This window comes from Clostridioides sp. ES-S-0049-02 (genome assembly GCF_020658465.1).
In the GTDB taxonomy this organism is placed as follows: Bacteria; Bacillota; Clostridia; order Peptostreptococcales; family Peptostreptococcaceae; genus Clostridioides.
This window is the reverse complement of record NZ_JACVWG010000002.1, coordinates 313,032-326,798: the sequence shown is the minus strand read 5'-3', so window position 1 is coordinate 326,798 and position 13,767 is coordinate 313,032. Positions and strand designations below refer to the sequence as shown.

At 28.8% G+C, this 13,767-nt stretch carries 11 protein-coding genes; 2 read left to right on the top strand and 9 right to left on the bottom strand.

Annotation, left to right across the window (positions count from 1 at the left end):
* Window positions 1-6 precede the first annotated feature (6 nt).
* The 6 genes from IC213_RS07695 to IC213_RS07670 form a co-directional block, all read right to left on the bottom strand.
* A complete protein-coding gene (locus tag IC213_RS07695; RefSeq protein WP_227862948.1) occupies window positions 7-567 on the bottom strand; it encodes a carbohydrate deacetylase in 561 nt (186 codons plus the stop codon).
* A 22-nt stretch (window positions 568-589) separates the two neighbouring features.
* A complete protein-coding gene (locus IC213_RS07690) occupies window positions 590-1,900 on the bottom strand; it encodes a 6-phospho-beta-glucosidase (protein ID WP_227433979.1) in 1,311 nt (436 codons plus the stop codon).
* A gap of 74 nt (window positions 1,901-1,974) precedes the next feature.
* Window positions 1,975-3,291, bottom strand: coding sequence for a PTS transporter subunit EIIC (locus tag IC213_RS07685; RefSeq protein ID WP_227433978.1), 1,317 nt, complete (start codon window positions 3,289-3,291; stop codon window positions 1,975-1,977).
* A 21-nt stretch (window positions 3,292-3,312) separates the two neighbouring features.
* Window positions 3,313-3,624 (bottom strand): PTS sugar transporter subunit IIB, encoded by a 312-nt coding sequence (locus IC213_RS07680; protein ID WP_227433977.1) that lies wholly within the window; start codon window positions 3,622-3,624, stop codon window positions 3,313-3,315.
* A gap of 203 nt (window positions 3,625-3,827) precedes the next feature.
* Window positions 3,828-4,532 carry a GntR family transcriptional regulator gene (locus tag IC213_RS07675; RefSeq protein WP_227433976.1) on the bottom strand — a complete coding sequence of 235 codons (705 nt, stop codon included), beginning with the start codon at window positions 4,530-4,532 and terminating at the stop codon, window positions 3,828-3,830.
* Between the two features lie 94 nt (window positions 4,533-4,626).
* Window positions 4,627-5,988: an MATE family efflux transporter gene (locus IC213_RS07670; RefSeq protein ID WP_227862947.1), complete on the bottom strand. Its 1,362-nt coding sequence runs from the start codon at window positions 5,986-5,988 to the stop codon at window positions 4,627-4,629.
* Between the two features lie 596 nt (window positions 5,989-6,584).
* Here IC213_RS07670 and IC213_RS07665 point away from each other — a divergent pair.
* Window positions 6,585-8,348, top strand: a complete 1,764-nt coding sequence (locus IC213_RS07665; protein WP_227433974.1) for a bifunctional homocysteine S-methyltransferase/methylenetetrahydrofolate reductase — start codon at window positions 6,585-6,587, stop codon at window positions 8,346-8,348.
* A 219-nt stretch (window positions 8,349-8,567) separates the two neighbouring features.
* A complete protein-coding gene (locus IC213_RS07660) occupies window positions 8,568-9,719 on the top strand; it encodes a GGDEF domain-containing protein (RefSeq protein ID WP_227482035.1) in 1,152 nt (383 codons plus the stop codon).
* Window positions 9,720-9,815: 96 nt separating this feature from the next.
* Here the strand turns inward: IC213_RS07660 and IC213_RS07655 are convergent, their stop codons facing one another.
* The 3 genes from IC213_RS07655 to IC213_RS07645 all read right to left on the bottom strand — a co-directional run bounded on the left by IC213_RS07655 (window position 9,816) and on the right by IC213_RS07645 (window position 13,682).
* Entirely contained in the window at window positions 9,816-11,534 is a 1,719-nt protein-coding gene (locus IC213_RS07655; protein WP_227862946.1) for a putative 2-aminoethylphosphonate ABC transporter permease subunit, read from the bottom strand.
* A gap of 4 nt (window positions 11,535-11,538) precedes the next feature.
* Window positions 11,539-12,528: an ABC transporter ATP-binding protein gene (locus IC213_RS07650; RefSeq protein WP_227433971.1), complete on the bottom strand. Its 990-nt coding sequence runs from the start codon at window positions 12,526-12,528 to the stop codon at window positions 11,539-11,541.
* Between the two features lie 104 nt (window positions 12,529-12,632).
* Entirely contained in the window at window positions 12,633-13,682 is a 1,050-nt protein-coding gene (locus IC213_RS07645) for a putative 2-aminoethylphosphonate ABC transporter substrate-binding protein (RefSeq protein WP_227433970.1), read from the bottom strand.
* Window positions 13,683-13,767: the final 85 nt, after the last annotated feature.

Sequence of the window (13,767 nt, the reverse complement as noted above, 5' to 3'; positions counted from 1 at the left end):
TATCTACTACATCATTTCGTCTATATTTTTTATAAAATACTCTTCACTTACATTTTCCTTATAAAAACTATCAATTAATGGGACTATTTTTGAATACTCCAAATCGTATTCAAACCCTCCTCTTATTGGAAGATTATACTTATTTACAATTTTCTCTATTACTGGTTTTAAATTTACTAAAGTATGAATATGATGATGACTATCTAAATGAGATATGTCTATTCCAAGTTCTTTTACTCTCTCTATTTGAGCACAAAGTTCTTCATAAATCTCATCATAATCCATTTTTTTAATAATTTCGTCTGTAATTCTTCTAATAAAAAAACATTCTTTATCAACAATAGTTTTTAAGTTAGACAATAATGGTCTACCACAACTTAAAGTCATATGAACTCCACAATTTAAATCTCTATTTTCTTTAAGTAGCTTTACTCCATGTTCTACACCAGGCATATTTGCCATCATAGATGTGGACTTAACTATTCCATTATTATGAGCTGATATTATACCATAATTCACAGCTTCGCAATATCCAAAGTCATCTGCATTTATTATAATTTTAGTCATACCATAACCTACTTTCTATAAACTATCTATTAAATCTAGGAAGATAATCTTTATGAGCTTCTAACATTTCATCTAATATAGTTTTTGCCAAATCATCCGATGGAATCAATGGATTTATACAAAGTGCCAATAAAGCAGATTCATAATCTCCATATACAGCTGCTTTGGCTGCTAAAACTTCAAATGACTTAATTTGACTTACTAACCCATGTACAGAATCTGGTAAATAGCCTATACTTAATGGTCTTGGTCCATTTTTTGTTATTACACTACTTACTTCTACCGCCTGCTCATCTTTAAAGTCTCTTATAGCCCCATTATTTAATGTATTAACTACTTGGATGTCTTTTTTATCATTGTAGATAGAACTTATTAGATTACAAGCAGCATCACTATAATAAGCTCCTCCTCTTTTTTCAAGTTGAGGTGGTTTTATATCTAGCTTTTCATCTTTATATAGTTCAAATAATTGTTCTTCTAATTCTTTAACCACTTGACCTCTAGCTTTTCCCTCTTTAAACTCTATTAACTCATCTTCAAGCATTTCTTTAGTTTTATAATAATATCTATGATATGGGCAAGGTATAGCACCTAAAGATTTTATAAAATCAGCATTAAAATCAATTGCCTTTATATTTTGCATACTTATATCTGCTTTAACAAATTTATCTATTGCTTCTTTTGTAACATCTTCTCCGTCTAAAGCTACATTAAGACCATAAACCATATGATTAAGACCTGCAAAATCCATACTTATTCTATCACTTTCTACATTGAATAGTTTAGCTACATCATTTTTTAAATGAATTGGTACATTGCATAGACCTATATATTTTTTAAAGTTAGTGTATTTGAATACAGCTTCTGTTATTATTCCTGTTGGATTTGTAAAGTTCACCATCCATGCATTTGGACATAATTCTTCCACATCTTTTATTATATCAAATATAACTGGTATTGTACGAAGAGCTTTAAACAACCCACCTGCACCATTAGTTTCCTGTCCCATAACTCCATGAGATAAAGGAATAGTTTCATCTTTAATTCTTGCATCTAAAAGACCTACTCTGAGTTGTGTTGTTACAAAATCTGCGTCTTTTAAAGCTTCTCTTCTATCTAAAGTAAGATTTATTTTCATATCTATTCCAGCTTTTTTTACCATTCTTTTAGCTAGATTTCCTACTATCTCTAGTTTTTCTTTTCCATCTTCTATATCTACAAGCCATAACTCCTTTACAGGTAGCTCCTTATATCTATTTATAAAACCTTCTACAAGTTCAGGAGTATAACTTGAACCTCCCCCAATTGTAACTATTTTTAGCCCATTTTTCATCTCATTATACCATCCTTACTTATAATTTAGTATATATTACAGAACTTTATCTATTTATTTCCGAATAAAATTACCTAGTTGTCAATTTTTGTTAATTTTTTAGCTTCCATTTTTTCAGATGCTATAACAAACGGAATATATATTAATATTGACAATATTAAATTAAATAGTGCTAAAGCTCCTCCAGTCCAATCACCTGTAGCCATTGCCCCACCTAATATAGGAGGTGTTACCCAAGGTATTTTAGGTAAAATTACTGGTGCTACTAATCCAAAATCTATTGCTAAATATGATACAGCACTACATACTACTGGTGCAAGTACAAATGGAATCATAAAAATAGGATTTAAAACTATTGGAAGCCCAAATATTAATGGTTCTCCTATGTTAAATATTGCTGGAGGTCCCCCTAACAATATCATCTCTTTACGTCTTCTCCCTGCTATTAATAAAGCTACAATTAATCCTAATACCATTCCTGAACCACCTAAATACACAAATGCATCAAAGAATGAACCTGCAAGTACATGATAGCCTTCAGTTGCACCTGCTTGAGCTAAGGCAGCGTTTTCTCCACCTAATTTCATAAGTATTGTTTCTGTAAAAGGAAGTGCTATATTTGCACCATGAAGACCAACAGTCCAAAGTATATGAATTATAAATGCAATAAGCATTGTAGAACCTAAACTATCAGCTACATTTGATAGTGGTGCTCCTAAGTAAGTATTCAAAATATCTGTTAAGAAATTTCCATCTGAAAGCATTTTTATAAATATTCCTATTACAGTAAATATCATTATAGTCAACATTCCTGGTATTAACTTTGCAAATGATCTTGAAACTGCTGGTGGAACTCCATCTGGCATTTTTATAGTTAATTTCTTTACTTTAGATAATCTTACAAATATCTCAGCAGACAACAACCCTATTAATATAGAAGAAAATAGTGCTGCTGTTCCCAAGTAAGTCTGTTGTATCATTCCCCATCCTTCAACTGCGCTAGTACCACCTTCTGGAACTATCTTACCAATTTGTGGAGCCATTATAAAAAAGATAGATAGTGCTATAAGCCCAGCTTGTAATCCATCACTTTCATAAGACTTTGCTAGGAAATAGGCAACACCTATTACTAAAAATACTGCCATCGTACCTATAGCTCCCCACCAAAGGTCTCCTCCAAACATAGTCCAATTTTCTCCAAATATACTTGCCATCAGATTTTTATATGCTTCTAATGGCAAGTTGTTTATCAATGTTCCCAATGCACCTACCATAGTTATAGGTATCATTGCTATAAAGGCATCTCTTACTGCTACTAAGTGCCTTTGAGCTCCTACCTTTGCAGCTACAGGCACTATATATTTATCCATAAATGACATGAATTTTTCCATTTTACATCCTCCAGTACAACTTTATTTTGAATTATTTAATTCCACTGCTCTATCTAGGACAGCTTTCCCATTACATCTTCCATAATCCATCATATTTATAACTTCTACTGGAATATTATATGGTTTTGCCATTTCAGTTGCTTTTCCTAATACATATCTAACTTGAGGTCCTAAAAGTAAGACATCACAATTTTCTATTTCATTTTTTAAGTTCACTTCTGATATAGCCCATATTTTTGCTTCTATACCGTTTTCCTTCGCGGCATTCTCCATTTTTGTAACCAATAAACTAGTTGACATCCCTGCTGAACAAGCTAACATTATTTTTATCATTTTCTTACCTCCAAATTAGAATTTATTAAGTATCTTTTTAAGTCACAATATCTTTAAACTATACATTTAAAGTGTCCTTATTTATTAATTTTTATTTTAATGTATATATTTTATTTTTAAATGTATATACATTTATTTCTTGATATTATTATATATCAAATGTATATACATTTCAAGAAAACTTTTTCATTTTTTCTTAATTTTTATTCGACAACAGCACTTAAAGTTAAAGTATATCCATGATGATATGTGTGTGAGTATTCAAAAACCTCACTATTTTGTAACTTACAAACTTGATTTATATATAAAAGTGCTTCTGGTTCTTCAATTTCTAAATTAGTCATACATTCCTCATTTGATATTACAGCTTGTACTTCTCTCTCTGACATAGCTATTTTATATCCACATACTTCTTCCACAAAATTATAAAGTGAATTTTCACAATGAATTTTATTTAAATTTGGAAATAACTTAACTGGCATATATGTAATCATATATGAAACCCTCGTTTCATCTGCCAATCTTACTCTTTTTATCTCCCATACATTTTCTCCTAAGCTAATATTCAATTTACTTGATAATTCTTCGTCTGCTTGAACTATTTCAAGAGATACCAATATATTAGATACTTTATAGCCTTTACTTTCCATCTCCTTAGTAAATCCACTTACAGAAGATATATTATCATATATTTTATTTGCGAGTACTATACTTCCTACACCTCTTTGCCTAGTTATATAACCTTCCTTAACTAGATTATTTAATGCTGACCTTACAGTCATTCTAGTCACATTAAATTCTTCACTTAATTGCTTTTCAGATGGGATTAAATCCCCTTCTTTCAAACTATCTGAATTTATTAATTCTCTTACATGATTTTCTATAACTTTATAAATTGGTTCTTTCATTTAATTCACTCCTAATCAATTCGAACTTTTATATGATAAGTTAATTTTATATACAAATAAACAAAATGTCTATACATTTAATATAAATTAAATTTTATTTAGATACCTTATATAATTTCCCAAGTTTAAGCAAATATATAAATAAACTTATCATTAATATTCCCTTTAATATACTTGATATTGTTATACTCCACCAAACACCATTTAATCCTAATATTTCTGGTCTAGATATAAAGTAAGCTAATGGTACTCTTGCACCAGTCAATACAGTAACTATTATAGAAGGTATATATGTTCTACCTAATCCTTTAAAAGCTCCTGTTGTTATTATTTCTAGACACATAAAAAATTGAGAGTATCCTAATATTTTAAGATACATAGCTCCTTTTTCTATTGCTTCACTTTCATCTATAAAAACAGAAAAAATACTTCCACCTGCAAATATCAATACTAAGGTTGTCATTATTCCAAGTATAGAAGATACAATTATAGCTATTTTACATCCTTTATTTATTCTAGAATACTTTTTGGCTCCATAATTTTGTCCAACAAAGCTTCCTAATGCAACAGCTAATCCTTCAGCAGTCATCCATGATATTGCTTCTATTTGTGACCCTACTTTTTGCACTGCAACTGCAACAGGCCCCCATGAAGCCACTATTACACCAAGCAACATTGAAAATATTGTAAACATTCCACTTTGTATAGCTACAGGAAAACCTAACTTATATAACACTTTATAGTATTTAAGTTCTATTTTTCTGAAGATTTTTATCTTAAAATACTCCTCTTTACTCTTAAGTATTATATATAGAAAACATGTAGTAACTACTATTTGTGCAAATACAGTAGCAATAGCAGCTCCTGCAACTCCAAGTTTTGGAGCAGGTCCCCATCCAAAAATTAGAACAGGGTCAAGTATAATATTAGTTATTAGCCCTATTGTATTGATGCAAAAAGGTGTTCTACTATTCCCAAGTCCATTGAAAATTGCAGTAAATACTGGATTGATAAAATAAAATACCATACCTAAAGCTACTATTATTAAATATTGTCTGGACATAGATATAACTTCTAAATCTCCCAATCTGAAAAAACCTATTAGTTGTTTATTGAGTACTATCAAAACCATAGTATATATTATTGCCAACATAAGGTTTACTTCTACTGCTGATTTTATATATGATTTAGTAGTGCTTATATTATTTTCTCCTATACTTTGTGCTACCTTTACTTCACCACCTACTTTTGAAATCATAATAAATGCCATTGCAAGCCATGGAAAAAATCCCGCTGTCCCAACTGCAGCTACTGCTTTACTTCCAGCTTTACCAACCCATATCATGTCTATCATGTTATATCCCATTTGTATAAATGAAGTCCCCATTATTGGGAGTGATAGTTTAAGTAACTTTTCAGTAATACTTCCTTCTGTTAAATCAAGTCTATTTTTCATTTTCCACCTCTTTTATATTATAATTATAAAATTAAAAAGCCCTTTAATTGTACACTTAAATCAACTACTATGTTTATTTAAGTAAATTTACCATCATAAATAAATTTATTATATTTAAACTCAATAAGTTGAAATAAAGTTACTAATTTAAAATGATTTTTAGCTTCTACTTTTCTAATCTACCATATATTATTTCTCTATAACAGTACATTTAACACCTTGAATATCTATATTATTCTTCCCAGTCATTAATACAAATTCTACTCTGTACAATATACCCCATTTACAAGAATTTACTTATAATATAGCATTTTTAGATTATTTAATATATATTACCTGTCTATGTAGTTTCAAATTGTGTTAACTATAATAAAATATGGTAATGTTTATCATTGATTTTCAGCAATAGATATAATTATATCACTATCTCACCACTATGGTTCTTATTTTAATACCATTAAGTAAATATATCAAAATCACCAACAAACTTGTTATATAGGCCAATATATTCCACTATATTTTCCAAAGATTGACAAGTTTTTTTGGGGTTGATATACTAATACTTAAAATATTTTAAATTCGTATGAGGTGAAGCAATGAACATAAATGAATATATCAAAGACTCTGTTTTAGTTTTTGATGGTGCAATGGGTACATACTATTCCAAACTAAAAAATAGTCCTTTCAATTGTGAAATAGCCAATATAAATGATGCATCTACAATATTGTCTATCCACGAGGAATATATAAAAGCTGGATGTATGGCTATTAAGACAAATACTTTTGCAGCAAATGAAACACTTCTAGAGTGTGATTTTAAAACTGTCAAAGATATTATAAAAAGTGGGTATGAAATTGCATTAGAGGCAACAAGAAATACAGATGTATTTATATTTGCTGATATTGGTCCAATACCTGCTCTAAATGATAGAAATTTGTTACCTGACTATAAGAAAATAGTAGACGTATTTTTAGAAATTGGAGCAACTAACTTTCTATTTGAAACATTTAGTAGTGATGAATATTTACCAGAAATCTCAAGTTATATAAAAGAAAAACAACCAAATGCATTTATCTTAACAGAATTTGCAGTTAATCCAGAGGGCTTTACTAGACTTGGAAAAAGTGGAACTAACATCTTTAAATCTATTTCCAAGGACAAAAATATTGATGCATTAGGATTTAATTGTATCTCTGGCCCACACCATTTATTACATTTTATAAAGACACTTGATATTAATGACAATATAGTTTCTATTATGCCTAATGCAGGCTATCCAACTATTATCAATAATCGTACATTTTTTGAAGATAACTCAGACTATTTTTCAGAACAGATGCTAGAAATATTAAATCAAGGGGTTCATATACTAGGTGGATGCTGTGGTACAACACCTGAATTTATCAAAAAAACTGTTGAAATAATAAATTCTTTATACAAAGGCAATGTTGCCATAAAAAATGATATTTCTCCAAAAGAAAAAATTAAATCTGTAGCAAAAAACGAGCTCTTAGAAAAGCTTGATGGAGGTAAAAAAATTATAGCAGTTGAATTAGACCCTCCTATTGATACAGATATTGAATTTTTTATGAATAGTGCTGAAAAACTAAAAAACTACGGAGTTGATGCAATAACAATTGCTGACTGCCCTATAGCAAGAGCAAGAGTTGATAGTAGTTTATTAGCTTGTAAAATAAAGAGAGAGTTAGACATCACTCCTATTCCACATATGACATGTAGAGATAGAAATATTAATGCTACAAAAGCTCTTCTTTTAGGATTAAATATTGAAAACATAAACAACGTGTTAGTAGTAACTGGAGACCCTATACCTTCTGCTGAAAGAGATGAAATAAAGGCCATGTTCAGTTTTAACTCTTCTATACTAGCAAATTACATAAAAACTTTAAATAAAGATACCTTTAATACTCCATTTAATATATTTGGAGCTTTAAATATAAATGCAACAAACTTTGATTCTCAACTTAAGCACGCTAAGATTAAAATAGAAAATGGGGTTACTATGTTTTTAACTCAACCAGTTTTAACAGAGCAAGCTTTATTAAACTTAAAAAAAGCTAAGGAAATACTTCCTGCAAAGATACTAGGTGGAATTATACCTGTAGTAAGTTACAAAAATGCTTGTTTTATGAATAATGAAATTTCAGGAATTACTGTTTCACAAGACATTATAGACATGTACAAAGATGCTTCAAAAGAACAATCTACTAAACTTGCTATCAATATATCAACTCAAATAGCAAAAGAAATTGAACCTTATGTAGATGGTTATTATATTATTACACCATTTAAAAGAATTGACATAGTATGTGATATATTAGCAGGTATTAATAAATAAAATAATTATAATATAAATACTATTAAGATATTATAATGTTTATTTATTAAAGTATAGTGTAATTTTAAAAAGCCTTGTATTTGAATCTTTTAAGCTAAATTATAGATTGTAATTTTTAGATGATTTTGATAATATAGATGTATATTATGGTAATATTTATAGATATACATTAATTATGGGGAGATTTTGTGAAATATTTTTTTACAAAAAATTTGGGATATGGAAATAAATAAAAAATTCAATAGAGTTGATATGCAAGTTTCAATACTTACTGCAATTATTGTAATAATTTCTTCTTCATGTGTTTATTTTTTTAATTATGCACTCACTTATAATGATATGATTTATACTTTAAGTGAGAGGTCAAGACATATATATAAGTATGTAGAAAAAAATCTTGATAAAGATACCTTTATTGAAATTAATTCTGAAAAAGACCACTCAAAAGAGTCTTATAAAAGTGCTAAAGTGCTATTGGAATCTGTAAAAAATACTACTGGAGTTATGTACTTATACACTGCAAAAAAAACAAAAGATGGCTCATTAGTATATGTTGTTGATGGTTTAGATTCATCTAGAAGCGATTTTAGAAATGCTGGTGATTTGATAGAAAAAGAGATTTGGGGTGACCTTAACAAAGCACTAGATAATAATATATTGCTACCTAAAAAAATAAAAAAAACATCTTGGGGACATATATTTATATCGTACTTTCCCATCCATAATGATGTTGGTAAAGTCGTTGGAGTAATGGGAATTGAATTTGAAGCAAAACATCAATACAATACCTTTAGATTTATAAGTATAGTTACTCCTTTTATAGCTTTATTAACCTGTTTAATATCAGCATTAGTAGCAGTAATCCTGTTTAAACGTATATCTAATCCTACATATACTGATTTTGCCAATACTGATTATCTAACAGGATTAAAAAATAGAAACGCTTTTGAAATAGATATGAATAACTTAAACAATTCAAATCTTAAACAACCAATTTCTATAATGTCAATAGATTTAGATGGCCTTAAAAAAATCAATGATAAATTTGGCCATCAAACAGGAGATTTATACATTAAAAATGCAAGTAAAATTATACAAGATGTAATAAATAAAAAACATATAGTTTATCGCGTTGGTGGAGATGAGTATATAATTATTTTAAAAGATTCCTATCATGAAGAAATAGATAGTATTGTCAATAAGATTAATTTAAAAATAATTGAAGAAAACGCTACTAATGAATTAAATTTATCCATGTCTATTGGATATGCAGTTTTCGATGAAAACTTAGACAACTCTTTATTTGATACATACCATCGTGCAGATTCTGAAATGTATTGTAACAAAAGAAAAATTAATAAAAACGATTAATATTTATTTTAAATTTATATAAAAAAGTCTATTCTATAAACAATAAATTATAAGAATAGACTTCTTTAATATGTGTATTTTTATACAATAACTTCTTTAGTTAAAATTTGCTCTTTTTTCCAAACGATTTTTTATAAATTCATGTATTACCTTAACTAGCACATTTGTAATTAATATCAATACAGCTAGTGCTGCTGCTTGTGCTGTACTTCCCTTATCATCTAACTGTACAATTGATATAGCTGCTACCTTTGAACTTGCTGTATATATAAATACTAGTGCTGATATTGTTACCATAGAATTTAAGAAAAAATACATAAAGTTTTCTAAAACTGCTGGCAAACAAAGTGGTATTGTTACATTCTTAAGAATTGATGCACTATTTATTCCCATTGATTTTGCCACCATGTCTAATTCTTTGTCCACTTTCTTAATAGCTGTAGTTGCAGTTATAAAAGCTACTGAGAAAAAATGTACCACATTGCATATAACCATAATAAATAATGTTCCATACAATCCATTAAACAAGTTCTTAATGTATATTGTATCCATTAGATTAAACTCTAATTTATTAAAGAATAGTACATAAGCTATACCTAACACTAACCCTGGTAATGCCATAGGCAATGTACTTAAAAAATACCCAAATGATTTTAAATATGGAGCTTTTTCTGTTTTTTCGTTTAGATATGCAAATAAGAAAACAAAACTTGTCCCAAGAATAGCTGTCAGTAATGACATTTCTATTGAATTTATAAATGGCTTAATTCCATCAATACTACTTTTCATAGAAAAGTGTTCAAGTGTGAGTCTTAAATCATATGGCCAAACAGATATTAGTGAAGATAAGATTACAGTCAACATTACAGCTATTATTCCAAATGCAATAATTCCTACAATGACTCCAAATATACTGTCTCTTAACTTATTAAATTTAACCTTATATGGGATTGATTTTGAATTTATATATGAATTTTGATTTTTTTCGATTTTTTTAGTTACTATAAAAGATATTATTGCAGGTATCAAAAGTAATATTGATACAGTTGCTCCCATAGGCATATTTTGCTGCCCTATAATTTGCTTGTATACATCTATTGATAGTACATTGAAATCTCCTCCAATAACTTTTGGAGCTCCAAAGTCTGTAAAGCACAATGTGAATGATACAAATGCTGAACTTATTAAAGAGTACTTAATGCTAGGTATCGTTATACTTAAAAACTCTCTTATCTTGCTTATTCCCATAGCATTGCTAGCTTCATATAATCTATAATCAGTTGAATTTAGTGATATATAAAGTATCTGAAATGATTGAGGAAATACATATATAATTTGTGCTAATACTATTCCAATTGAACCATATATCGGAATATTTATTCCAAATAAATTAGTCACTACCCCTTGATTTCCAAATAAATATACCAAACCTATAGCATGCATCATTGTAGGGGCAAACATAGGAAACATCGCTATAGATTTAAGAAGTCCTTTAAACTTAATCTTTGTTCTTGTTAGTGCATATGCATACACTAGTGCGAGAGTTAAAGATATTACAGTTGATATAACAGATACAAATATTGTATTTTTCAGAGAATTTAACAGTGCTTCAGAAGCTAAATACTCTTTAAAATTTTGTAATCCAACAAAAACTCCATCTTTATCTAAAAATGCTTGTACAAACAGATAGATTATGGGTGCCAATAAAAATATTACCAAAGACATAACTAATACTGTAAGCATACATTTTTTTATATCTAAATTTATTTTAGATTTAATATCTAAACTTTTAGAACTTATAGCATTATTATTCATATATTTATGCTCCTTTAACTTTTGGATACTTTAAATAGTATTTTTCATCTATACTTACACTTACAAAGTCACCCTCTACTAAATTTAAATTAACCCATTCTTTTATAGAAACATCACTTATTATAAAATTTTCATTTAATTTATCTTTTATTTCCACTCTCAATAGATTCCCTCTAAATTCTATATTAGATATTGTTCCATGACAATTTTCTTTTGTTGACTTTTCTATTTGAACATATTCTGGTCTTACAGTTAATATAGAATCTCCTCTATCAAAACAGTTTGTATCTCCTATAAATTGAGCTGTAAATAGGTTTTGAGGATTTTGATATATTTCTTCTGGAGTCCCTATTTGCATTATGTCACCACCATTTAAGATTGCAATTTTGTCTGCCATAGTTATAGCTTCTTCCTGGTCATGTGTTACCATTATTGTTGTTATATTTAATTCTTTCTGTAGTTTTTTAATATCCATTCTAAGTTTGTGTCTAACTTTTGCATCAAGTGCAGACATTGGCTCATCTAAAAGTAAAAACTTTGGCTCAAGTGCTAATGCTCTTGCTATTGCAATTCTCTGTTGTTGACCTCCTGACAATGCTTTAGGATACTTATGAGCTTCATTACTCAATCCAACTGTTTCAAGCACTTCTCTAACCTTCTTATCTATCTTTTCTTTTGGTACCTTTCTTTCTTTAAGCGGAAAAGCTATATTATTATATGCTGTCATATTTGGAAATAATGCATATGATTGAAATACTATCCCAAAACCTCTCTTTGATGGCTCTAACTCTGTTATATCTTTATCTTGAAGAATTATAGCTCCACTATTTACATCTTCAAGCCCTGCTATTATTCTAAGTAATGTAGTTTTTCCACATCCACTAGGTCCAAGTAAACATAGAAACTCACCTTCTTCAATATCTAAACTAATATTGTTTAACACTCTTTTTTGGTCATAACTCTTGAACACATTATTTATTTTTAAGTAACTCATATCTAATCTCCCCTTATACAATTATATTTGTTTTTTTAATTTTATATTTTAATTTTTCTTATAAATTTCTTTTCTCTATTTCTATTAAAAAATCCATTTAACTTTTACTTACTTTCAGATTTTGAACCATACTTTGATTCCCAAGTTTTTAACACTGCACTTCTATTTTTTGATGCAGAGTTTAAATCAACTTCTTTAATCAGCTGTTCTAATGGACGTTTAGAGTAACCTTTTGGTACAGGATTATCTGTCTTTATAGAAGTCACTGCTACTTCATGTGCATATCTGTCCATAGCTGAATCACTTATTGCCCAATCTAAAAACAATTTTGCTTCTTTTTTTATATTATCTTTCTTAACCAAAGCATTTGCTTCTAAATCCCAACCTGAACCTTCTTTTGGAAATACTACTTCTATAGGTTCTCCACTAGACAATTGCTGTGTAGCTCTATATCCAAGTGTAATGCCTATTGGGTATTCTCCTGAACCAGCTAGTTTTGCAGGTTTCGAACCTGAATGTGTATATGTAGCTATATTCTTATGTAGTTTATCCATGTAATTATAAGCTTCTTTTTCACCCATCATTTGAATAAGTCCTGATACTGTAAGATAACCTGTACCAGATGATGCTGGATTTGGCATTGTTATAAGACCTTTGTACTCTGGTTTTATTAAATCATTATATCCTTTTGGAACATCTAGGCCTAATTTTTCAAGTTCTTTGTAATTAACTACTATTGCTGTCTCTGGTACACTCATACCTACCCATGATACATCTTTTCCAGTATCCTTAAATCTCTTATCTACCTTGTCATAATTTTTAGGCTTATATGCTTCAAGTGCCCCATCTTCTTTTAGTTCTATCATATTCATTGCTGATAATCCCCATATAACATCTGCTTGTGGATTATCCTTTTCTGCTAATAATTTTGAAGCTATTACACCATGAGAATCCATAACTATTTCTACATCAATATTAGGATACTCTTCTCTAAATCCTTCCATATAGTAAGCTATTTGCTCTTCTTCTAATGCTGCATATATTGTAAGTTTATTATTTCCTTTTCCTTGAGTAGTTTGTGGTGTTGTTGATATGCAACTTGTCATAAATGCAATTACTACAATACACAGACAAGTAAATATAAATTCTTTCATATCTTCCCCCTTTTTGTGTTTTTGTCTTTTTTTAATTGTTTTTTATTGTTTTTGCTTATGTTTATATAATACACCTAATTTGTTA

Bases quoted from the DNA above. Each gene is read 5' to 3' on its own strand.
- IC213_RS07680 (WP_227433977.1), bottom strand. From the start codon at position 3,624: ATGATAAAAATAATGTTAGCTTGTTCAGCAGGGATGTCAACTAGTTTA.
- IC213_RS07660 (WP_227482035.1), top strand. From the start codon at position 8,568: ATGGAAATAAATAAAAAATTCAATAGAGTTGATATGCAAGTTTCAATA.
- IC213_RS07645 (WP_227433970.1), bottom strand. From the start codon at position 13,682: ATGAAAGAATTTATATTTACTTGTCTGTGTATTGTAGTAATTGCATTT.
- IC213_RS07695 (WP_227862948.1), bottom strand. From the start codon at position 567: ATGACTAAAATTATAATAAATGCAGATGACTTTGGATATTGCGAAGCT.
- IC213_RS07650 (WP_227433971.1), bottom strand. From the start codon at position 12,528: ATGAGTTACTTAAAAATAAATAATGTGTTCAAGAGTTATGACCAAAAA.
- IC213_RS07675 (WP_227433976.1), bottom strand. From the start codon at position 4,532: ATGAAAGAACCAATTTATAAAGTTATAGAAAATCATGTAAGAGAATTA.
- IC213_RS07665 (WP_227433974.1), top strand. From the start codon at position 6,585: ATGAACATAAATGAATATATCAAAGACTCTGTTTTAGTTTTTGATGGT.
- IC213_RS07655 (WP_227862946.1), bottom strand. From the start codon at position 11,534: ATGAATAATAATGCTATAAGTTCTAAAAGTTTAGATATTAAATCTAAA.
- IC213_RS07690 (WP_227433979.1), bottom strand. From the start codon at position 1,900: ATGAAAAATGGGCTAAAAATAGTTACAATTGGGGGAGGTTCAAGTTAT.
- IC213_RS07670 (WP_227862947.1), bottom strand. From the start codon at position 5,988: ATGAAAAATAGACTTGATTTAACAGAAGGAAGTATTACTGAAAAGTTA.
- IC213_RS07685 (WP_227433978.1), bottom strand. From the start codon at position 3,291: ATGGAAAAATTCATGTCATTTATGGATAAATATATAGTGCCTGTAGCT.